Here is a 20,442-nt window from a genome sequence, read left to right on the forward strand (position 1 = left end):
GGAGGTTTCATGTTCACACAGGGTTCCCATGCCGACATCAAGTCGTCTCTCGATGCCATCGGTGCCGCCGTTGCGGTGTTTTCCCTCGACGACGACGATCGCTTTACCCTGGTCTCCGCCAACGATACCTTTGCCCAAGCCTTTGAACTGGACGTGCTCGGCAGCATCGGCAAGCGCCTGAACGAAATGTTTCCCCGCTACATCACCGGCAGCATCGAGCAGCCGATGCACGAGTGCGTGAGCCAGCAGACGGGGCTCGAGAGCGAACTGCCCATCGACACCCTGTCGCGCACCAGCTGGTGGCGTTTTGTCATCTCCCCCATCATTCCCGAGCAGTCACGCATCACCCGCATAATAGTCACCGCCATCGACATCACTGCCAAAAAGCAGCTGGAGGAGGCGCTCAAGATGAGCCGCAAGCGCTTCGAGGCGGTGGTCAACTCCGCCTACGACGGCATCATCAGCGTCAACAGCGAGTCGCGCATCGAACTTATCAACACCGCCGCCTGCGAGATGTTCGGGGTGGACGAAAGCTACCTCGGCAAACGGCTGGAGACCCTGCTGCCCCAGCGCTTTCGGGCCAACCACGACGGCTACTTCAAGGCCTTCAGCAACTCCCCCATCAACTCGCGCCCCATGCATGCCCGCGCCTCCGTGATGGGGCTGCGCCGCGACGGCAGCGAATTTCCGCTGGAGGTGACCATCGCCAAGATCAATCTGGGCCAGACCACCGAGATGACCGCCATCCTGCGCGATATCTCGGAGCGGGCCCGGCTGGTGGAAGAGCTCAAGGTGGCGGCCACCACGGATCCCCTCACCGGGATCGCCAACCGGCGCCGCTTTGACGAGCTGGTCAAGCTGGAGATGCAGCGCTGTCAGCGCTTCGGCCACACCATGAGCCTGCTGCTGATCGACATCGATCACTTCAAGCAGATCAACGACACCTATGGCCATCAGCAAGGGGATCAGGCCATTCTCAGCCTGGTAAGACGGGTCGCCAAACAGCTGCGGGAGGTGGACATGCTGGGCCGCTGGGGTGGCGAGGAGTTCATCGTGCTGCTGCCGGAAACCTCGCTGGAGCTGGCCTGGGCCAGTGCGGAGCGGATCCGACTCGCCGTCGAGTCGCAGCTGCATCAGCTGGGCGCAGGCACCGAGGTACCGCTCACCATCAGCATCGGCATCAGTGCCAGCCTGGGCCCGCAGGATACGGTGGAACGCATGGTGCGCCGGGCCGATACCGCCCTCTATCTGGCCAAGAAACAGGGGCGCAACTGCTCAAGGAAGGCACTGCCAGACTCCCCCTGACAGGCAATACGCGTCAGGCCTGAGAAACACGTATCAGGCCTGGCGCTTCTGGCTCAATTCAAGGCCGCGACGCCATGTTCACTGCCCGGCGGGGCAAAGAAACCCAGCGGCCCGCCAGCGTCGCCACATGCCAGTGACACCTCCAGCACAGCCCCGTTGGCCAGCTGCCACTCGAAGAAGTCGTCAAATCCCGCCACGGTCAGCGCCCGGATCACCTTGGCCACCACGCCGTGCGCCACCAGCAACACCCGTTCCTGGCGGCCGCTCTGCGCCAGTTTCGCCAGTCCCTGCCCGACCCGGGCAATGACTTCGTCCAGCGATTCGCCGCCAGGTGGCGCCTCGGCCCAGCGCCGGGTGATGTTGCGTGCCCACAGCGCAGGGTAACGCTCCCTCGCCTCTTGTTGGGTCAGCCCCTCGAACACCCCGACATGGCGCTCGCGAAAAGCGGGGACGAGCGTCACCGGCAACCCCAGCTCGTCCGCTACCAGGGCCGCGCTTTGCCGTGCCCGCAGCAAGGGGGAGCTCAGCAGCCGCTGAAACGGAGCCTGCGCCAAGGCCAGCGCCCTTGCCTGCGCTCTGATCTGGGCCACACCGGTTTCGCTCAGACCGATATCCAGCGCCCCCTGATAGCGCTCCTCGGCATTGGCCGGGGTTTGCCCGTGGCGCATCACCACCAGTTGCATTGTCTGTTCCTTTGATTGCGGCCGATGCTCGCGCGGCCTCGCCCCGTTCTCACGGCTTGGGCGCAAATTGATCGAACACCTGCTGACCGGTCAGGGTCGGTGTCTCGTTTTTCAGCTCGTAGAAATCGGGCTTTTCGTCGATGAAGATCTGGCTCGCCAGCTGGAAGGATTCACGCTGAAACAGGCCGGCCGGCACTATGTATTCATCCGTCGGCAACAGGTGATAGAAAAGGTGGGTACCGCAGGTGGGGCAAAATCCTCGCTCCGCCCACTCCGAGGAGTGATAGGCCACCGGGATGAGCCCGCGAAAGCGCACCTCCTTGCCACAGTGCACCGTAAACAGGGGGCCGCCTGACCAGCGCCGACAGGTGCTGCAGTGACACAGCCCCACCTCCTTATGATCGCCGGCCGAGACCTCAATCCCGCCGCACAGACAATGTCCTTTCATCACGCCTCCTTGCCTCTTGTTGTCGCTTGCCGTCGCTGACGTGACCGCGCCATCGCCGCCACTACCGGATCAGATGAGTACCATGTTGTATCCTCGTCGGCCCCTCCCCATTACAAAACCGGCTGCTAGATGGCTCACGAGGCCGGCAGCCAGCGCTCCTGCAATGCAATCCGGTTGCCTTCCGGGTCCTGAAACTCGGCCACCTTGATGCCCTCCCCGACCTGAGTTACCGGGTAGAGCAGCCGGGCCCCGGTTTCCAGGGCCATCGCCATCACCCGCTCAATCTCGCTGACCGCAAGATAGATCCGCGTGCCGTCGATACTGGGCACATAGCTCTCCCCTTTGGCCAAAGCGCCGGAGCAACCCTCCACCCCTTCTTTCAGCGGGAACAGCGCCATCTCGTTGCCATCAATCTGGGTCAATTCAAACTCGATGCCAAACACACGGCGGTAAAACGCCGTGGCACGCGCCATATCCGTCACCGGGATTTCAAAATGCATGGCAATATTGAACATGAAGTCTCCTCTGATTTTCACTCATCGGCACAGTGATACCCCATTGCGGGGTGACGGCCAATGTTTTTCAACCATTGAATATGCCTGCTCCGATAAAGATGAATATCCGAATGATGGGTGCCTGGCGAAAAAAAGGAGGCAGTACAATAACACCTAGCAGTCACCAATGCCGGCCCTAACAAATACTGTCCGATGACACACAGCCCAGATTAAAAACAGGGCCAGCGCGATATTTTTGACTGACCATGCCCACCCTCAGCCATTGTTGATGGATATTTTTATCACCGAGCACGCTTATACACTGATAAACATCCAGCACCGCATTCCGTTCCACTCAATTAGACACTGGTTTTATTTTCCAAGGCCGGATATCGAAAAGGGGGACAATATGTCCCCCGACTTGGCAAGAGAGGTGTTACCCATTGCCGAGTTTATTGATACCAGCCGCTTTACGCTATTTCGCCGGCACCAGCACCCAGGGATCGCCCTTGCCCGGTTCATTGCCCTGGGTCCACCATTTGGCCTGATAGATGGCTCCCTTGTAGCTCACCTTGTTGCCCGCCGTATAGACCTTGCTGGCGCTCCAGGCGGCCACATCGCCCACGGGGGGATCGGTCGGATCAACCGGCGCAGGGTCCAGCTTGGCCACTACCCGCACCTTGGGCCAGTTGGCGTGGGAGCCGTAGAAGTTGGTCACGCACTTCTCGTAATCCCCCGGTACCAGTGCCGAGTAGGCGGTCTGGAACCCCACCAGCTCACATTCAAACGAGTAGCCGCCGGGCCGATCCGGATAGTATTTCCAGTTGCCGTCCCAGTTGGTGTAGAGCACGTCGGTGGCACCGTTGAGGTTGAGGCTGCCATAGGGGGTCTGCTGCCAGCAGGTGTTCTTCTCATCGGCCTTGACGGGGATCTGATAGTGCTCGGCCAGCCCTTCCCAGTAGCGGATGCGGTTGACCGGCTGGCCCTTGTTCTTGTTCTGCTCGCCGCACTCGATGCCGCCATTGATGACGTTGATGGTGGTACCGAAGCCGTAGCCGATACCGGCGGCGATTTCGCGCTGGGAGGGCACCCAGGTGCGATCAATCACGTGCAGCATGGCGGGTTTTGGTGCCTGCGGGGTCAGGAAGAACCAGATGGCGGAGGCGAGGTTGAGCCAGGAGTCCGCCACCAACCCGGGGTTGTTCAGCAACACGGACGCATCGCCGTCAAACATCGCCTCGGAGAAAGCGCCGTAGTTGAAGTGATAGGAGAGCTGCTTGGCGCCGCGGCCGAAATAACCCTGGCCTGTGCTGCAGGGCCACTTCTTGTTCTGCCAGTCGTTCTGGCCACAGCCGGTGGTGTAGCCGGTCTGCCCCTCCGACCAGCCCATCTCGCGCACGTGCACCAGCGCCTGCTGCCACTCCTCCAGCGCCAGCGGGTTGTCGGAGATATTCTCCTTGGCGATGTGGCCGCCGGTCTCCTGGGCGAAATGGGCAAAGGCGGTGATGATGGATTTTTTGCAGATGGCATCGGCATCGCGGCCATCGGTATATTCGCCGCAAAAAGCCGGGAATTTCCCGACCGCCCGCAAGAAGCGCTCATAGGTATATTCCGGCGCCGCCATCTGGGTTAAATAATCCCAATCTGATTCGGTGAATACCCGCTCGACCCGTTTGACGTTATCCGGATTGCTGGCCGCCCTTGGCTTGATGGCATCGACAATGGTATTGGAACGTGTCGCCAACGCCTTTGCCCAAATCCCGTACATGGGATTGGCCGTCTTGGTTTTTTCAACCGCCGCCAGATCCGGGGCGGAAATTACGTATCCACCGGTATTTTGTGGATCGGGTTGAATATTCATGGCATAACTTGGCAATGCGCAGGCAGCCGCAACCAGCCAGGCACAATGTGTAGGCTTGAACATAACAGACAGTCCTTATGTCAGAATAACGTCGGGATAAGAGCCGCCTCGAGAATAATCCTACAGGCCACTAAATTCACGATGAAAATTAAGAATATTGCCGGAACTGTGAGCCAATTCACTCTGCCGGTTGGCGAGCATAAAATGCATTGTGCAGCGATGTGATGACGAGCCTTTCGGCTATATGAAAATAAACCGAATAAAAATGAGAAAAGAGCGGTCACGCCGCTCTTTCAACGACACGATCCCATCAACAGGAAGTTCCAAAGGGCAAACTGCACAGCGCTGCAACAGGCCTCGCCGCGACGAGGCCCGCCACTTATCCGTGCCGTGCTCGCACCGCGCGGATCAGGATATTGCGGGGGGTCATGGGCTTGTCGCAAAACTCGCCCACCTCCACCCGGTAGCCCTGCTCTTGCAGGAAGAGGGCGCGATCCAGCACCAGCCAGAGTTCCAGCGGGCGACGAAACAGGTGACGTACCAGCTCCATGCGGGCGACATCGCCATAGCGCGCCTCCCCCTTTGCCAGAAACCCGGCGTATTCGAGGCCGGTCGGCAACACCAGCCCCTTTCGCTCGGCGGCCCAGCCACAGAAATCCTCGAAGGTACCGGTCAGCAGGCTCTTTTGCATGTTGGGCACCGGCAGATACTCGTCCACCCCGCGCACCTGGCGCTGCAGGCAGTCAAAAGCCAGCCGCCAGGCTACCTCCTGTTCACGCAAGCGGGCGATGCGGGCGCCGCCGGTGACCGTCTCCTGCAGCGGCAACTTCAGATCGCTCTTGGCAAGCTGCAGCACACTGGCTTTGGCCGGGCCGGAGAGCGGGCGGTAGTGGCTGGTGCGGATCAGGTGATAACAGCAGGGGGAGAGGGTCACCCCCTCGGCACCGCGCGCCGCCACCTGTTCAATCAGATGGGTGTGCAGCTCGCCGCAGGCGTGCAGCGCCATGGCGTGATGGGCCGGGGCGATCAGCTGGGCGGTCTCATCGGCGAAGGCATCGGCACAGACAAATGCCATCCGGGCACCGTCGCGAGCGGCCAGCTGGCGCCCCTCATCGCACAGTGGCGCCTGCAGCTCCAGGCTCAGCACCTCGGCTTGACGGTGCAGGGAGACCAGTCGCCCCAGGTGCCCCTTGCCCGCACACCACTCCAGATAGGGGCCGCGGTGCGCGGGCAGACAGGCGGTGAAGGCTTCAATCTGGGCCTGCTTGCGCCCCGGCATGTACATCGCCATGGTCCGCTCGCACGGGATGGGCTCGGCCGTCAGGGTCGGCAACGCGCTCAGGGCATGCAGCACTGATCCCTGCGGGATCCAGGGGGCCAGCAGCTCGGACAGGGCAGGCATGTCGCCATCGAGCCGCTCAATCTCGGCCAGCGACAGGGCATTGAGCCGTTCAGCCAGCGCCGGCGCCGCCTTGGCAAAGGCAAGGTCCAGGTGGTGGTAGGGTTGGTATTGCCACCAGTGCCGGGCTTCGCTCAGCAGTCGATCCAGTTGTTGAAAACGTTGAGCCAGCACGCGTGCCCCTGTTCTGCCGTCAAAATGGAGGCTCATTCTAGCGATCCCGCGTCAAAAAGCACTCTCATCTATGCTGTACCGTCACAGCTGTCCTGCCATCCTCCTACGCCAACAGGCCCCGATGATGCCCCCTATGGTCGACAGCGGGCCCGCGACCGGGCTTAGCCTGACAAAGAGCGGGGTTTTGTGGTATATTCCGCCCCTTCATTATCTTGGCCTGCCCATCGCGGGCCATTTTACCAACGTGAATGGAACCAAAACATGACCATCAATGCCATCCTGCAAGCGCGCGCGGGCGCCAAGTGTGAACTGTGCGGTGCCGAACAGGCGCTGACTGCCTTCGCGGTCCCCCACTCTCCGGCCAGCGATGATGATCACAGCGTTGCCCTGTGCGACACCTGCCGTGGCCAGCTGGAGCAGCCGGCGACCACAGTGGTCAACCACTGGCGTTGCCTGGGCGACAGCATGTGGAGCCAGGTACCTGCGGTACAGGTCATGGCGTGGCGCCAGTTGAAGAACCTCTCCGCTCAAGGCGAGGTCTGGGCCCAGGACATGCTGGACATGATGTACATGGAAGACGAGACCAAGGCCTGGGCCGAAGCGGGCATGGCCAGCGACGATGACGACAGCGTGCTCACCGTTGACTCCAACGGCGCCGTATTGGTCGAAGGTGACTCGGTGACCCTGATCAAGGATCTGGACGTCAAGGGCGCGGGCTTCACCGCCAAGCGCGGCACCCTGGTGAAGGGCATCCGCCTCACCAACAACCCGCTGCACATCGAAGGCAAGGTCAACGGCGTGCAGATCGTGCTGGTCGCCGCCTACCTGAAAAAGGCCTGATCGCCCTCAGCCCTGCTAGCAAGAGCGCCCCACGGGCGCTTTTTTTGTGCCTGCCGATAACACTCCTCCCCCCTGTTCTGGCTTAGGACCATCGCGACACAAGGCCCTACGCCGGCATGCTGTCTGCCGTTATTTTGAGCGAAAGGTTGGTGTCATCAGCGACCCTGTGGCACTCTGGCGTTTCATGGACTGATCTACCCCCGACACCGCGAGTGTCATCACTGCAAAAGGAGCACGCCAGATGGCCAAAGTCAGCAAGAAAGAGATCAAGCAGAAGATTGCCGCCCGCCTTGAGAAAATTGCCAAGCACGAGAGCAAGATCAAGAAGCTGAAGAAAGCCCTGAAATAAGGGCCGGCAGAACAAAAAAACCGCCTGATGGCGGTTTTTTTGTGGCGACATCAGTCGCAAGTCACGTTCAATGGCCATGCTTGCCAGCCCCTCGCAAGTACCAATACCTCCTGCTCCAGCCACCAACCCTGCCTGATCAGATGCATAAGCGTCTCTGCCAGCGGATTGCCATGCCCGCCGGTCTCAGGCTCAATGCTCCAGGGCGTCTTACCTCTGCTGATCAGTTGCCCCTCCAGACGCTGAGTCAGCGGGCGGGCATAGTGATGAACATACGCCACCAATGCGTCGGGCAACCAGAGCACCAAGGGGCGATGGAGGACATTAGCCAGTTCAGCAGCAATATCCAATCCCCGCTGATCCAGGTCGCCAAAGTGGGCCCAAGGCACAACCGCTGGCAGCAGCGGGATCACTTGCCGCGCCAGTCTGGTATTGCGGCCAGGCACATAAAGCAACAACTCCCCTGCTTGCAACGGGTAATCCACGAAGGCCCCCTTGTTCTCCACCGTGACTATCTGCTGCCCTTGCCATTCGATGCCCTGCAACTTGCAAAGACAACGCTCCGGCAAGACCAGCTCTCCCAATAGCGCCAACTGTGCCGTCATATCATGACGCTGGCCGCTCTTATCAATGAGTCGCAACGGGCTCATGGTACGCAGCCGGACCACCTCATCCTGTGTCAATGTTATGTAGACAGCATCATTATCTGGACCTATCCCACTCTTGCTGTCCCCATACCAGAGGGCATGAAAACTGGCCTGGTTGAGGCACGCAGGCAGGTCAACCCCGAGAGCAAGTAAAGTGTCACGCCTGTCCGCCATCGTTGGTGCCACTTGCGCTAGCTGTCCGGTGAGATAAGCACGCCCGGCATCAGTCAGCACATGACGAGCGCCTCGCCCCACCGGCCTGATTCCGTCCACTGCCTGCAACAGGGTATGCAACTCACGGCCATGCCTGCTAGCAAGTGAATCCCCTTTCTCATTGGTACTCGCCAGCATGCGCACACACAAATCCTGTACCCTACGCTCATCAAACAGTGACATCTTCGCCTCCCCATTTCGATGCCATATGGAAAAGAAGTAGAGTGGATTTTACTGCCCGCTGCCGTGACCCGACTCGCACCAAGGAAAGATCACGCTCCTAGCCTTTAGTCGCACTAGGTAGCCTTCTCGCCAAGAACCGCCGATGCGTCACTGGCAAACCCGGGGCAAACGGCGCAAGCTGGTTGTCATGCATGCCGCCCCGCTGCCGGGCGGGAGCAGGCCGGCGATACCTTCACAGGGGCTTTTCATGACGCAACCAACAGCACCGCAACCCGCCTCCTCCTGGCATCTTGCGGACATTCGCGAGCTGACCCGGCTGTTCATTCAGGCCCTGCCTGCGACGATACAGCTCACCGAGGCCGTCCATCAGGCGGTATTGAGCGGCATGGGCTTCAAAGGGCGGGAGGAAGGAAAGACGGCGGGGATCACCGGGCTGGTCTACAAGGGAGTATATGGTGCCACCAGCGCGCTGGGCAGCGGTATCCATGCCCTGCTTGCCCGTCTGCCGCCAGCCCCGCCCCTGCAGCAAATTCCCGACACCCCCAGCCGCGCCGCCCTGCTCGCCACCCTCAATGGCGTGATGGGGGACAAGCTGGTCGAGAGTCACAATGCCCTGGCCACCCCCATGACCCTGCGTTATCTCGGCAAGCCCCTAAGCTGGCAGGCCCTGCCGGCGCAACTGCCCCCTCGCGCACGGATACTGCTGATGGTGCACGGGCTGTGCATGAACGATCTGCAGTGGCAGACCCGGCATCAGGATGCGCCGGTCAATCACGGGGAGATGCTGGCCAAGGCGCTGGGTTACCTGCCCATCTATCTGCGCTACAACTCGGGCCTCTCCATCGTGCAGAACGGTCACGCACTGGCCCCTCAGCTGGAACAACTGGCGACCCACTGGCCCGGCGGCCTTGGCGAGATCAGCGTGCTGGCCTACAGCATGGGCGGGCTGGTGATCCGCAGCGCCTGTCACAGTGCCGACCTGGCCGTTCATGCCTGGCCGGCTCACCTTAAAAACCTGCTGTTTCTCGGCACGCCCCATCATGGCGCACCGCTCGAATCCGCCGGCCACTGGCTGGAGCAACTGCTGCCGGCGACGGCCTACAGCGAGCCGTTCGTCAGGCTGGCACAGCTGCGCAGCGTCGGCATCAAGGATCTGCGCCACGGCAAGGTGATGGACTCATCCTCTGCCCGGAATCCCCCTTCTTCCCCCTTGGCCGATCCTCGCGCCCCCTTGCCCCTGCCAAGCGGAGTACGCTGTTTTGCCATTGCGGCCACCACGGCGGCCAAACGCAGCGTGCTGGCAGATCGGTTGATTGGTGATGGTCTGGTGCCCCTGCGCAGTGCCCTTGGCCTGCATGACGAGGCTCGCCACCAGCTCGCCTTTCTCCCCGCCCATACCATGATTGCCTATCGCACCAGCCACATGGCGCTGCTCGGCAGCCCGCAGGTGGCTCGCCAGCTGCTGCACTGGCTACAGAGCGCTCACCAGGAGCAGAGCCCGGCTGGGGAGCACGACCCGCAATAGGCCAAAGTGGCCGGTTTACCCCGATATAAAGTAAAAAACCGCCAGCCGGCGGTTTTTTCATTGTCTGGCAGTCACATCAGGCGGGCGCGGCCAAATACCCGGATTGAGCTGCCGGGTTCGGGGGGGATCTCGGCATGCAGGTGCGACGCCATCCCCATATCCTCCCCTTGAAAGAGATCGATGATGCCGCCGTGAGGCCAGTGCAGATCCCGCAGGTAACCGGCAAAGGCCGCGGTGGCGGCACCGGTGGCGGGATCCTCATACACGCCACCATAGGCAAAGGGGTTGCGGGTATGAAACAGCTGCTCGCGGGCGGCATACGCCAGCAAGATGGTCACCAGCCCCGCTTGCTGCATCAGGGTCCGTCCCTCGGCCATCTGGTAGTGCATGGCCGCCAGGGCGGCGCGACTGTTGAGCGCCAGCACCAGATGATCGGCGCCGCCATGAATGAGGGCCGGCGGAATGCGAGGATCCAGGTCTGCCTGGGTATAACCAAACAGCGCCAGTGCGGCGCTCACCAATTCGGCCGGGGCAGGTTTGCTGCAGGTGGGGGGCGATTGCAGCGCCGCCTGCCACTCCCCTTCCCCATCCAGCCAGCTCGAGACCGAGATAGTGGCCTGATTGAGTTGCAGCTGATACTCGCCGGCGCCAACCCGGCGGGCCAGCGCCACCCCGAGGGCAATGGTGGCGTGGCCGCAAAACGGCACCTCGGCGGCAGGAGAGAAATAGCGAACCCGCCACTGCCGCGGGCCAGCCTGCTCATCCACCGGCGTTGCGGGCGTGGGCAAGGGCGCGGCGAACGCGGTCTCCGAAAAGCCCACTTCGGCGGCGATGCGCTGCATCTCTTCGACACCGGGCAGCTGCGGCCCCAGCCAGACACCGGCCGGATTGCCGCCCTTGGCACCGGTGGAGAAGGCGGCAATGCGCACCAACTCGGGTTCCCACTCACGCTCTGTCATCGCTCGCTCCTGACTGTCGCCGACATGATTGGCCTGCACTTGCCGCAGGCCGCTTTCCATAAGATAGCGAGCCCGCTGCGGCCGGTAAATTAAATGGTGCGCGGGTGCCGCTTGGGCGCCGCAGATCCGTGCCACAGCAACTACGTTTGATGCGTGTCTGTATAAGGTCCTGTTGTGGAGCGCCCTATGTATTCTTACACCCTCACCTTCAAGGAGGAGGTCGACAAGCTGACCGCCCCCGAACATGAAATCAGCCTGCACACTCCCGCCCAGGCCGGTGATTTCATCATCCTCTCCGATGGCAGCCGTCATCAGGTGATGTTTGTCACCCACCGCGCCCACTACAGCAGCCTCTACCTCGACAAGGGGGTACGAGTGCCGCAGGGCTAGCGAAGCCGTCAGCCGTTGCAGATAACTGTCGCAGACAACAAAAGCGCGGCCCTTGGCCGCGCGTTGAACATTCCGGGCAGATCACGGGATATCAGAGCACCTTGATCACCGGTTGGTGCATGATGGCAACCTCGTTCTGATAGACCACCAGCTCGCCCGGCGGCGTGCCGCGTTCACCCAAAACGGTCACGGCGCACTCGTAGCGGTAAGGGCCGCTGGTGAATAGATAGGTGTGGTTGCCCCCCGTCCCCTCCACCCTGACGGTGCCATTGCTGAGCACCAGGTCCGGCTTGTCGCTGAGCGCCTTGCCCTTGGCCCAGGAGGCATAGCGATAACGGCCGTCACCCAGATCGTCGATGCGAATGGTAAATTTCTCGGTCTGCCACATCAGCTCAGGGCGCTGGTACTCCCGCAGACCGGGATAAAGATCGCTTTTCTGTTTGGCGACAAGCTCGGCCTTGCGTTTTGCAGCCTGCGCCGTCTGATGATTGATGCCGATCACCTTGCCATCAAAATCCAGCCACACCTCGCCACTGCCCAGCATGATGCCGCGCCAGCCCATGGCCTGCCAATCCTGCCCGACCCGGGAGCTGGCGATGCTATTTAAAAGAGCCCCATCAAACACCTCGTCGAAACGGGCCACCATCTCGGACGGATTCTTGATGGCCGGGATGGGATACTCCTGCTTGAAGGGATACTTGATCTGACGGGCAAGGGCCTGTGGATCCCGCGCCTTGGCGGCATCGATCACCTTCTGTACCAGAGGGCGATACTCGGCGCCGAGCTGCGGCTCCTCGGCATAAGCTGGCGCCATGGTCAGCAGCCAGCCCAGCAGCGACACCAGCACAAGTGACACCCCGCTGCGCGCACGCCTTGACGACCAAGCGACGTTCAAAGAAACCTGCCACTGCATCTTGCTCATGCCACCTCCTCAATCAGCTTGGCCATCATATATTCATCGACATATGCACCATCGACCATCATCGTATTGCGTTTGACCCCTTCCACCTCGAATCCGCAGGCGCGGTATAGCGCACAAGCCCGGGCATTGTGACACATGACGCTCAACTCCATACGGGTAAAGCCGTGCGTCCTGGCCCACGCCTCCAGCGCAGACATCATCTTTTTGCCAAAGCCCTGTCCAGTTGCAGAGAATTGAATACCGATAACGCAATACAGCACATGTTTGTTGCGATTTGCCGGTTGACCGATGCCCACAATAAAACCAGCAATCTCGTCATGCTCCGACAGTACCAGCATGACTTGGTTGTTTGCATCGACAAACGAGGTCAATATTTGAGCTTGCTCGATCTCAGTCGTGGTGCGCTAACCCGGCTCATAGAGCATAAAAGTTGTTTCATTGTCGAGTCTGTTCATCAGGGCCAGTAGGTTATCTGCATCCGATACCCGGACTTGTCTTACTTCCATGTATTTTTCCCCTCCATGGGACTTTGTTTTTCCCGTTCAAATACGGCTGCTGATCACGCCGGATCCGGCAACCAATATTCATAGAAATCTGTCTCGGCATGCTTGGGGTTGGGCCCCCGATATTGCCACCCGCAGCGTTGATAGAAACGCAGTGCCCGCGGGTTGAGACGGCTGACCGACAACACCACTCGCCGGCAGCCAGCCTGCCACAAGGTGTGACCGATATATTGCAGCAGCAGATCGGCCATGCCTTGACCACGCGCCTGTGGCGTCAAATAGATCAGGTATATGTAGCCGGTTTCCGGTTCGGCTGAGACAGTGCAAAACTCCAGCTGCCCCACTATCTCGCCACCCTGCCAGACATGCAGATAATGCCACTCCTGGCTGGTCAGCCTCGTCGCCATCCGCTCCCGATAGCCCGTCAGAAACGCCTCAAATCCGTCGTCTCGATGGAAGCTGCAAACATAGGCATCCCGGCGGGCCGCCACACAAAACTCATAGTCACGCGCCAGGTTTATTTTTTTGAATTCGAGGTGCATGCGCCATCCTGTTTCATTGGGCAGACAGGCTATGGGTCCAAACAGATATAAACAGTGAGCAATGGCATCAGTCGAATGACTCTTCAGCCTCTCTGATAGTGGAGGAGATCAGCTGTTCGAAGATTTCCATTTGTCCGGCAGGAATAAGCTGAGATTGCATCAATCTACGTTTTTCCGGACCAAAACACCGTTCGGCCACCCAGCCAATCAAATAAACCAGTGAGAGGCAGCCACCTGCCGTTGCAATATTTCCTTGCACGACCAGAGGGAAGTCCTGAACATCCCCCCCCATCTCCAGCAACTGGGCTTTGGCTGCAGGGTTGGTTGTTAATTTCTTTCCCTGCAGCAAGCCCAGTTCATGCAATATGAATGAACCAGCACAAATTGAGCCAATCAGCTGTCGCTGCGGATCCAGCCGCAATGCGGACATGAACTCATGGTCTTGTAGCGCTGCAGGGATACCACGCTGCCCGCTGGTGATCAGCACCACATCCTGATCACGTGCTTCCGCCACATCTCCATCCGTCTTTACGTTGATACCCATTACAGAGACATGCTCAGGCTTGGTTCCCAGTATTTTCACCGACCAGCTCTCTTTGCATCTCCCAAGCAGGTCATACATCAAGAAAAAATCCACATCGGTGAAATCATCAAATAAAACAATACCAACCTTGTACATGGCTACCCCACCCTCCTGTGCAGATCATCAAATGGATATGTAATGCGCTGCATGAAATATCACGTCATGTCGCCTTGAGGTGCCTTTTCACCTTCTTCAACGCCATCTTGCGCTTTAGCGGCGAGAGATAATCGATAAACACCTTGCCCTGCAGGTGATCGATCTCATGCTGCATCACGATGGCCAGAAAATCGCAGCTCTTTACCGTGATAGGCACGCCATGGCGATCCAGTGCCGACACCACCACCGAGCCGTAACGCTCAACATCGGCATAATAATCCGGCACGGACAGACACCCCTCTTGGCCAAACGCCGGTTCGGTACCGCTTATCACTTGCGGATTGATCAACACCAGCGGCTGATCCCGTTTTTCCGACAGGTCGATGATGACGATGGCCTCCTTGCGCCCCACTTGCGTGGCCGCCAGACCAATACCATTGTCGGTGGCATAGAGGGTCTCCAGCATGTCATCGATCAGGCCTTGCACGGCCACAATATCCTCAACCTGCTCCGCCTTGATGCTCAATCGGGGGTCGGGAACCATTAAAATATCCAGCCTTGCCATCACTACTCTCCAAATCGTCAGGACACCCTCTCACAAAGAAGGTAATGTCACCGTCATCGGGCTTGGCCCCAACATTGATTTTCATTTGGGTATCTTACCGGACAATCTGGAGATGAAAAGACGGCAGGCATAAACAGGCGGGATAAGAGCAATAAGCCCCGATCATCTCGGTAGAGGATGCAGAGACGCAGACCAGGGGGCCATGATGGGGTGGGATAGCGTCCGGGGCGACATAGAAACATGAGTGTCGGAGCATAAACAGAAATCGGGCCAACCTTGGGCCCGATGGGTTTAAGGGAGGCTCACCTCCTCCATAAAAATCAGCCGCAGCGGCTCTGCCAGCAGAACCTCAGCCGCTGCGGCAAAGGCCTGGAAATAGTCCGTCTGGCAGTGGCTGTCCAGCGCGGCCTGATTGACGAACGCCTCACGCATGTAGAAGGTGCCCGGCTCGTCCTGCAATTCAAACAGCACGTAATCCAGGTTGCCCGGCTCACGCCGCGTCGGCGCAATGAGCTTGAGCAGCTCGCGGCGCAGTGGCTCTCTCATGCCGGCGCGGGCTTTCAGCACGGCGATGGACACCCGTTTCTGTTCACTCATCTTGGTCTGCTCCATTTTCTCAAGGGTAAGCAAAGGGGCCCTGAACCGGGCGCGGCCTTCGCGTCGAGCAGCAGTGTAAGAGGGGCGGCCTGGCGGGATATAGCCGGGCAGGATGGACACTCTGTTCAAGCCACTGAACGAATCAACGACTAGAGCGCTTCTATCTTCACCTTGATAAGCCCGGCGCGGGGATTGCCGATGGCGCTGAAGGCCGCTTTGGAGAGATCGATGATGCGCCCGCGCGGGAAATTACCCCTGTCGTTGACCCTGACCACCACGCTCTTGCCGTTGGCGAGGTTGGTGACCCGCACCATGGCGCCGAAGGGCAGTTCCATGTGGGCGGCGGTGTTGGCGTGGCGCTGATAAGGCTCACCGCTGGCGGTGCGCTTGTTGTGGTAGAGATCGGCGTAGTAGGAGGCGAGCCCCGTCTCGCTATAGCCGCGCCAGCTGCCGCCGTGGCTCTCGTCATAGCGGCTGCTGCAGGCGGCCAGCAGCACGGTGAGCGACAGCAGCAGCCCCTTTCGCAAAAATTGCCCCTTTTCAACCATGTGCCTTGTCCTTGCTCCCCTGCGGGGTTGTCGATGCCAATAAAACGGTAGCGGGCATGAGCGAACCGGCGTGGTACCGGCCTGCCAGGGCCGCGCCGCTACTTTGCCACAGTTTCCAAACAAAACGGGAGGCCAAGCCTCCCGTTTTCATACCTCGTCCGTCAGCCTCTGTCAGGCGATGAGCTTGTCATCGCTAAAGCCAAAGCCGCGCAGCCCCACCACATGCACGTGCTCGTGCTTGCCCTGTACCTTGCGGATGAGCTTGTAGGTGGTGCCCTTCTCGGGGCTGATGTTCTCGGGCGCGGCGATAAGCAGCTGCATATCCTGCCGCTCGCACAGCTCGAACAGGGTGGCGATGGATTTGCCATCCAGACGGGCCGCTTCGTCGAGGAACAAGAGGCGGCAGGGGGCGATGTCCTTGCCGCGCAGACGGCGGGACTCCTCCTCCCAGCTGATCAGCACCATCAGCAGGATGGCCTGACCGGTACCGATCGCCTCGCCGGTGGAGAGCGCGCCGCTCTCGGCCCGCAGCCAGCCATCGGCACCGCGCTGCACCTCGATCTCGAGCTCCAGGTAGTTGCGATAGTCGAGCAGCACGTCGCCCATCACCTGATAGCTGCGATCCCCCTGCTCCACTTGCGGGTTGAGGCGCTGGAACAGCTTGGCCATCGCCTCGGAGAAGCTGAGCTCCTTGTCGGCGAACAGATCGTTGTGCATGGCGGTTTGGTCGGCCAGCGCCGTCAGCAGACGGGTGTGGGCCTCGCGGATATTGACGTTGAGGCGTACCCCGCGCACCAGACCGAAGGCGATGTTCTGCAAGCCCTGGTTGAGCACCCGGATGCGGTTCTGCTCGCGGCGGATGATGTTGGTGATCTTGGCCGCCACCTCGTGGGAGGAGAGCGACAGATGGGTTTCCCGCTGCTTGAGCTCGTCGGCCAGACGGGCCAGCTCGATCTCCATCTCCTCGATCGCTTCGACCGGATCATCGGAGCGGATGATGTCGTTGCGGATGCGATCCTTGAGGTAACGGTAGACCTGCACGTAGAAGGCCACCTTCTGCTCGGTGCTGCGGTTGCCTTCCGACAGTCGCAGCGCATCGCGCAGGGCCTCGTCGTGGGCCACCGCCACCCGCAGGGCGCCGAGGGCCTTGTCCGACATGGAACGCAGTTCGTCGCTGTCGAGGTACGCCAGCTCGCGCTTATTTAAACGCTTCTCGACGTCGGTCTCTCGCGCCAGCCGCACCACCCGCGACCAGCTCGCCTTGTGACCCACCAGCGATTTACGGGCGCCGTAGTAATCCTTCCCTTCCAGCTTGAGACGACCACCGAGGGATTCGATCTCGCGCTTGGTTACCTGCAACTGGGCCTCGGCGCTGGTGCGACGGGAACGGGTGCGGATCAGCAGCTCTTCAATCTCTTTCTTGTGGGCGCGCGCCTTCTCTTCCATGTCGTCAGACAGCGTCAGCCCCATGGCCGCCAGCTCCTGCTCGAACTCGGTCAGGGTCTGGCGCTTGGCCTCGACGCTGGAGTTGAGGGCGGTGCGCAGTTGTAGCGCCTCGGTGTGGCGCTGGGCAATCTGCTTGTGCTGCTCGCCAGCGGTGCGGGCGGCAAGCTCGGCCGCCTTGAGCTTCTCTTTGAGTCGCTCGCTCATCTCGGACGCTTTGCCCAGCAGGTCTTGCGCATCCTGATAGGCAAAGTGCGGCAGGCGGGCCACCAGCTGATCGAGGGCGTAGCAACGGCGCTTCTGCTCGGCCAGCAGGTCGCTCACCTCATCATAGGCAGCCTGCAGCGCGGCAAGATCCTGCGGATCCTGACGCAGCACCTGCACCATGGTTTCCAGCTTCTCGAGCGCCTTGCCGTGTTTGGCGATAAAGGCCTCGGCTGTTTTAAGGGCCTCAACGTCGGCGTGAGCCGCCTCGAGGCGGGCCGCCAGATCAGTCTCGGCAAACAGGTGGGCAAAGGGCAGCATCCCCTGCACCAGCTGGATATGGCGGGTCAGCTGGGCGGCGGCCGCTTTGGCATCACTCAGCTGTTTGTCGCACTCGCTGATGGTTCCTTGCAGCGTGCGCAGTTCAGCCTGTTTGGCCTGCACTTCCGCTTCGGGGTCGGGGCGGAAGGCGATATCCAGATGCTGGCCGATAAAGTCGCGAAAATGCCCGTAGAGACGGTGATACTTCTGCTGCTCGAAGGCGGCCTTGGCGTAACCCTCGATGAGCCCTTCGCGCTCAAGGTCGAGCTGCTCGATCCGTTTTTCCCGGGCGGCACGACCAAACAGCGGCAGCTCGGGGTAGCGGGAGAAGCGCACCTGACGCTTGCTGGTGCGCACCAGCACGGCATCCCCCAGCTCGTCCGCTTCCACCAGATCCTCGTCAAAGGAGTCGGGGTTGCCCTGGATGAGGTAGATATCCTCCGGGCAATCTTCCAGCTTTTTCAGCCGTTCGATGGCCCCTTCGAGGTCGAGCACCACCAGGGCGCTGCGAGCCGGGCCGTAAAGCGCGGAGTAGTAAGGGGCATCGTCGATGGAGATATCGTCATAGACATCGGAGAGCAGCACGCCCCCCACCTGCTCGGCGATGCGAGCCAGGCGCGGATCAGCCTCGCCGGCCCCCAGTTGCAGGTTGCGAATTTGCAGCTCCAGCGCCTGTTTCTGCGCCGCGATGCGGTTGCTCTCCTGCTCGAACTCGCGCTCCTTGTCGAGCACTGTCTGCATGCCGGAAGAAAGTTCTTCGGCGGTGGTGAGCGGCAAGCCGCTCTGCTCGCGCAACTGCTCGAGCTTTTCAAAGGATTTCAGCCAGCGCGGCGCCAGCTTGGTGAGCTCCGCAATATCACGGCCCAGCTGGGTGCCCTGATGCTCGAGGCTGGCGCGGCGCTGGTTCACTTCCGCCTGCTGCTCGGCCAACTCATCCTGACGGGTGCGCTGGGCTTCGAGGAAGATCTCCAGCTCGTCCTGGCTCGCGATCAGCTGGCCGGAGGCCTGCTGCAGCTCGTCACGCAAGCGCAGCAGCGCCTGCTGACTTTCGCTCTCTTTCTCGAGGCGAGCCAGCGCGGCGCGCAGCCCCTGCCCCTGGGCGATGCGGGCCTTGTCTTCGATATGACGCTTGAGCAGCGCCTGCGCGGTAGGCCAGGCGGCCTCGCGCACTGTCTCGGGGGCGATGCTCAAAAGCAGCGCCAGCGCCGCTTCATGCTCGGCCACCGCCGCCTTGGCCAGCGCCAGCTGTTGCTCGGCCCCCAGCACCCGGCTGGTAAGGCTCTGCTCGGCGGCGCGGAACTGGTGCAGGGTGTCGCTCGCCTGTTCGGCGGTCAGCCCCGGCAGCTCGCACTGCTCGCGGGCAGTCTCCAGCGCCTGCACCGCCTGGCGGTACTGGATGGCGCGGGTCTGCTGGATATCGAGCGCCTGCTGGTAGTCGGCCAGCTGGGTCTTGAGGCTGTCGACTTCTGCCTGCGCCAGCTCCTTGCGCTCTTCCACCTCCAGCAGCTGGCCGTGGATCTCTTCCACGATCGCCTGCTGTTGCTCCAGCTTGTCCATCAGCTCCGCCAGATCGGCGCGGTACATCTCGATCTTCTTTTGCAAGCTGACGGCGGCCATCACCTTGGCCAGGTGTTCGGCGGCAGACTCCAGCTCGTCAGTCAGCAGTTTCTCACGGTTGGTGAGCTGCTCCACCTCGTCAGCCAGATAGATGGCGCGCTGCTTCTCCTCGGCCAGCAGGCGACGTTTGCCTGCCAGCTCCTGGCGGGCCTTGAGGGCCAGCTCGGAGAGGCGATTCTTCTCGGCGGCGTTGCGCACATAGTCGGCCGCCACATAGTGGGTGGTCTCGGTAATGAGGTTCTTGAACAGATCCCGCTGACCTTGCGTCTCCTTGATCGCTTCCAGGGTGCGGCGGTTCTCGTAGATGGCCGCCTCCATGTCCTGGAACGCCTTGCGCACCCCGGAGTTCTCCGGCAGCAGGTATTCACGCAGGGAACGGCTGATGGACGAAGAGATGCCGCCATAGAGGGAGGCTTCGATCAGGCGATAGAACTTGCCGCGATCCTTTTGATCACGCAGCTTCTTCGGGGTGATGCCGAACTCGAACATGAAGTTGTGATAGTCGGTCACCGTATTGAACTTGGCGACTTTCAGCGCCCCCAGCTCGGCGGCGGCCCCTTTCAGATCGGCGAAGGCACGTACCCGGCCCTTGCCGTCATCGAGCTTCTCCAGCAGCAGATCGGTGGGTTGCAACTGCTCGGGCACATCCACCAGCGCAAACGGGGTGATGTTGACCTTGTTGTCACGGTTGGCCACCTGCTCCAGGTGAACGCCGACCCAGATCCGCTGCTCGCGGCTGTTCATCACCTCCAGCAGCGAATAACAGTGGCCGCGCTGCAGCTTGCCGTAGAGCCCCTTGTCGCGGGAGGCGCTGGAGGAGCCCGCTTCCGTGGTGTTACGGAAGTGCAGCAGGGACTGGTCGGGAATGAGCGCCGCGATAAAGGCCGCCATGGTGGTGGACTTGCCCGCGCCGTTGCCGCCGGACAGGGTGGTGACCAGCTGGTCTAGATCGAAGGTGCGGGCGAAGAAGCCGTTCCAGTTGACCATGGTCAGGGATTTGAATTTGCCTCTCACGACTTTGCCTCCATCTGGGC

19 protein-coding genes are annotated in these 20,442 nt (G+C 60.9%); 4 read left to right on the forward strand and 15 right to left on the reverse strand.

Translation table 11 applies throughout. The annotated features are described in order from the left end of the window. The first annotated feature begins 9 nt into the window (after positions 1-9). Positions 10-1,305 (forward strand): sensor domain-containing diguanylate cyclase, encoded by a 1,296-nt coding sequence (locus PG899_RS01595; RefSeq protein ID WP_190284269.1) that lies wholly within the window; start codon positions 10-12, stop codon positions 1,303-1,305. Between the two features lie 53 nt (positions 1,306-1,358). On the opposite strand, the gene PG899_RS01600 is transcribed toward PG899_RS01595, so the two are convergent. The 5 genes from PG899_RS01600 to PG899_RS01620 form a co-directional block, all read right to left on the reverse strand. Continuing rightward, a complete protein-coding gene (locus PG899_RS01600) occupies positions 1,359-1,988 on the reverse strand; it encodes a histidine phosphatase family protein (RefSeq protein ID WP_190284268.1) in 630 nt (209 codons plus the stop codon). A 49-nt stretch (positions 1,989-2,037) separates the two neighbouring features. Next, positions 2,038-2,436 carry a GFA family protein gene (locus PG899_RS01605; protein ID WP_190284267.1) on the reverse strand — a complete coding sequence of 133 codons (399 nt, stop codon included), beginning with the start codon at positions 2,434-2,436 and terminating at the stop codon, positions 2,038-2,040. 134 nt (positions 2,437-2,570) lie between these two features. Then, entirely contained in the window at positions 2,571-2,951 is a 381-nt protein-coding gene (locus PG899_RS01610; RefSeq protein ID WP_190284266.1) for a VOC family protein, read from the reverse strand. A gap of 454 nt (positions 2,952-3,405) precedes the next feature. Further along, entirely contained in the window at positions 3,406-4,854 is a 1,449-nt protein-coding gene (locus PG899_RS01615; RefSeq protein ID WP_190284265.1) for a chitinase, read from the reverse strand. Between the two features lie 316 nt (positions 4,855-5,170). Then, entirely contained in the window at positions 5,171-6,400 is a 1,230-nt protein-coding gene (locus PG899_RS01620) for a methyltransferase (RefSeq protein ID WP_190284264.1), read from the reverse strand. A gap of 225 nt (positions 6,401-6,625) precedes the next feature. On the opposite strand from PG899_RS01620, the gene PG899_RS01625 reads away from it, so the two are divergent. Then, positions 6,626-7,204 (forward strand): PhnA domain-containing protein, encoded by a 579-nt coding sequence (locus tag PG899_RS01625; RefSeq protein WP_190284263.1) that lies wholly within the window; start codon positions 6,626-6,628, stop codon positions 7,202-7,204. A gap of 399 nt (positions 7,205-7,603) precedes the next feature. On the opposite strand, the gene PG899_RS01630 is transcribed toward PG899_RS01625, so the two are convergent. Beyond that, positions 7,604-8,593 (reverse strand): Wadjet anti-phage system protein JetD domain-containing protein, encoded by a 990-nt coding sequence (locus tag PG899_RS01630; RefSeq protein WP_190284262.1) that lies wholly within the window; start codon positions 8,591-8,593, stop codon positions 7,604-7,606. 247 nt (positions 8,594-8,840) lie between these two features. Between PG899_RS01630 and PG899_RS01635 the strand changes: the two genes are divergently transcribed. After that, complete coding sequence (locus PG899_RS01635) at positions 8,841-10,118, forward strand: esterase/lipase family protein (protein ID WP_190284261.1); 1,278 nt, start codon at positions 8,841-8,843, stop codon at positions 10,116-10,118. 71 nt (positions 10,119-10,189) lie between these two features. Here the strand turns inward: PG899_RS01635 and PG899_RS01640 are convergent, their stop codons facing one another. Beyond that, complete coding sequence (locus PG899_RS01640; protein ID WP_190284260.1) at positions 10,190-11,077, reverse strand: PhzF family phenazine biosynthesis protein; 888 nt, start codon at positions 11,075-11,077, stop codon at positions 10,190-10,192. Between the two features lie 186 nt (positions 11,078-11,263). Between PG899_RS01640 and PG899_RS01645 the strand changes: the two genes are divergently transcribed. Beyond that, the gene (locus PG899_RS01645; protein WP_024946319.1) at positions 11,264-11,467 is read left to right on the forward strand and encodes a hypothetical protein; all 204 of its coding nucleotides are present in this window, start codon (positions 11,264-11,266) and stop codon (positions 11,465-11,467) included. A gap of 91 nt (positions 11,468-11,558) precedes the next feature. Here PG899_RS01645 and PG899_RS01650 read toward each other — a convergent pair whose 3' ends face one another. The 8 genes from PG899_RS01650 to mukB form a co-directional block, all read right to left on the reverse strand. Then, positions 11,559-12,389, reverse strand: coding sequence for a hypothetical protein (locus PG899_RS01650; RefSeq protein ID WP_190284259.1), 831 nt, complete (start codon positions 12,387-12,389; stop codon positions 11,559-11,561). Next, positions 12,386-12,778, reverse strand: a complete 393-nt coding sequence (locus tag PG899_RS01655) for a GNAT family N-acetyltransferase (RefSeq protein ID WP_323947372.1) — start codon at positions 12,776-12,778, stop codon at positions 12,386-12,388. The genes PG899_RS01650 and PG899_RS01655 overlap by 4 nt, the downstream gene beginning before the upstream one ends. Before the next feature lie 170 nt (positions 12,779-12,948). Next, on the reverse strand, positions 12,949-13,434 hold the full coding sequence (locus PG899_RS01660) for a GNAT family N-acetyltransferase (protein ID WP_190284258.1): 486 nt from the start codon (positions 13,432-13,434) through the stop codon (positions 12,949-12,951). A gap of 67 nt (positions 13,435-13,501) precedes the next feature. Continuing rightward, positions 13,502-14,113, reverse strand: a complete 612-nt coding sequence (locus PG899_RS01665; protein ID WP_190284257.1) for a DJ-1/PfpI family protein — start codon at positions 14,111-14,113, stop codon at positions 13,502-13,504. A 64-nt stretch (positions 14,114-14,177) separates the two neighbouring features. Next, positions 14,178-14,678 (reverse strand): peptide deformylase, encoded by a 501-nt coding sequence (def, locus tag PG899_RS01670; protein ID WP_190284256.1) that lies wholly within the window; start codon positions 14,676-14,678, stop codon positions 14,178-14,180. A gap of 291 nt (positions 14,679-14,969) precedes the next feature. Then, a complete protein-coding gene (locus PG899_RS01675; RefSeq protein WP_190284255.1) occupies positions 14,970-15,290 on the reverse strand; it encodes a putative quinol monooxygenase in 321 nt (106 codons plus the stop codon). A 134-nt stretch (positions 15,291-15,424) separates the two neighbouring features. Then, positions 15,425-15,823, reverse strand: coding sequence for a septal ring lytic transglycosylase RlpA family protein (locus PG899_RS01680; RefSeq protein ID WP_190284254.1), 399 nt, complete (start codon positions 15,821-15,823; stop codon positions 15,425-15,427). A 171-nt stretch (positions 15,824-15,994) separates the two neighbouring features. Next, the gene (gene mukB, locus PG899_RS01685) at positions 15,995-20,422 is read right to left on the reverse strand and encodes a chromosome partition protein MukB (protein ID WP_190284253.1); all 4,428 of its coding nucleotides are present in this window, start codon (positions 20,420-20,422) and stop codon (positions 15,995-15,997) included. Positions 20,423-20,442: the final 20 nt, after the last annotated feature.

Source organism: Aeromonas sp. QDB39, assembly GCF_027707585.1.
GTDB lineage: Bacteria > Pseudomonadota > Gammaproteobacteria > Enterobacterales > Aeromonadaceae > Aeromonas > Aeromonas hydrophila.

Coding starts and splice junctions, on each gene's coding strand:
- PG899_RS01595 (WP_190284269.1), top strand. CDS start 10: ATGTTCACACAGGGTTCCCATGCCGACATCAAGTCGTCTCTCGATGCC.
- def (WP_190284256.1), bottom strand. CDS start 14,678: ATGGCAAGGCTGGATATTTTAATGGTTCCCGACCCCCGATTGAGCATC.
- PG899_RS01615 (WP_190284265.1), bottom strand. CDS start 4,854: ATGTTCAAGCCTACACATTGTGCCTGGCTGGTTGCGGCTGCCTGCGCA.
- PG899_RS01630 (WP_190284262.1), bottom strand. CDS start 8,593: ATGTCACTGTTTGATGAGCGTAGGGTACAGGATTTGTGTGTGCGCATG.
- PG899_RS01680 (WP_190284254.1), bottom strand. CDS start 15,823: ATGGTTGAAAAGGGGCAATTTTTGCGAAAGGGGCTGCTGCTGTCGCTC.
- PG899_RS01665 (WP_190284257.1), bottom strand. CDS start 14,113: ATGTACAAGGTTGGTATTGTTTTATTTGATGATTTCACCGATGTGGAT.
- PG899_RS01675 (WP_190284255.1), bottom strand. CDS start 15,290: ATGGAGCAGACCAAGATGAGTGAACAGAAACGGGTGTCCATCGCCGTG.
- PG899_RS01625 (WP_190284263.1), top strand. CDS start 6,626: ATGACCATCAATGCCATCCTGCAAGCGCGCGCGGGCGCCAAGTGTGAA.
- PG899_RS01640 (WP_190284260.1), bottom strand. CDS start 11,077: ATGACAGAGCGTGAGTGGGAACCCGAGTTGGTGCGCATTGCCGCCTTC.
- PG899_RS01620 (WP_190284264.1), bottom strand. CDS start 6,400: ATGAGCCTCCATTTTGACGGCAGAACAGGGGCACGCGTGCTGGCTCAA.
- PG899_RS01600 (WP_190284268.1), bottom strand. CDS start 1,988: ATGCAACTGGTGGTGATGCGCCACGGGCAAACCCCGGCCAATGCCGAG.
- PG899_RS01610 (WP_190284266.1), bottom strand. CDS start 2,951: ATGTTCAATATTGCCATGCATTTTGAAATCCCGGTGACGGATATGGCG.
- PG899_RS01660 (WP_190284258.1), bottom strand. CDS start 13,434: ATGCACCTCGAATTCAAAAAAATAAACCTGGCGCGTGACTATGAGTTT.
- PG899_RS01605 (WP_190284267.1), bottom strand. CDS start 2,436: ATGAAAGGACATTGTCTGTGCGGCGGGATTGAGGTCTCGGCCGGCGAT.
- PG899_RS01645 (WP_024946319.1), top strand. CDS start 11,264: ATGTATTCTTACACCCTCACCTTCAAGGAGGAGGTCGACAAGCTGACC.
- PG899_RS01650 (WP_190284259.1), bottom strand. CDS start 12,389: ATGAGCAAGATGCAGTGGCAGGTTTCTTTGAACGTCGCTTGGTCGTCA.
- PG899_RS01635 (WP_190284261.1), top strand. CDS start 8,841: ATGACGCAACCAACAGCACCGCAACCCGCCTCCTCCTGGCATCTTGCG.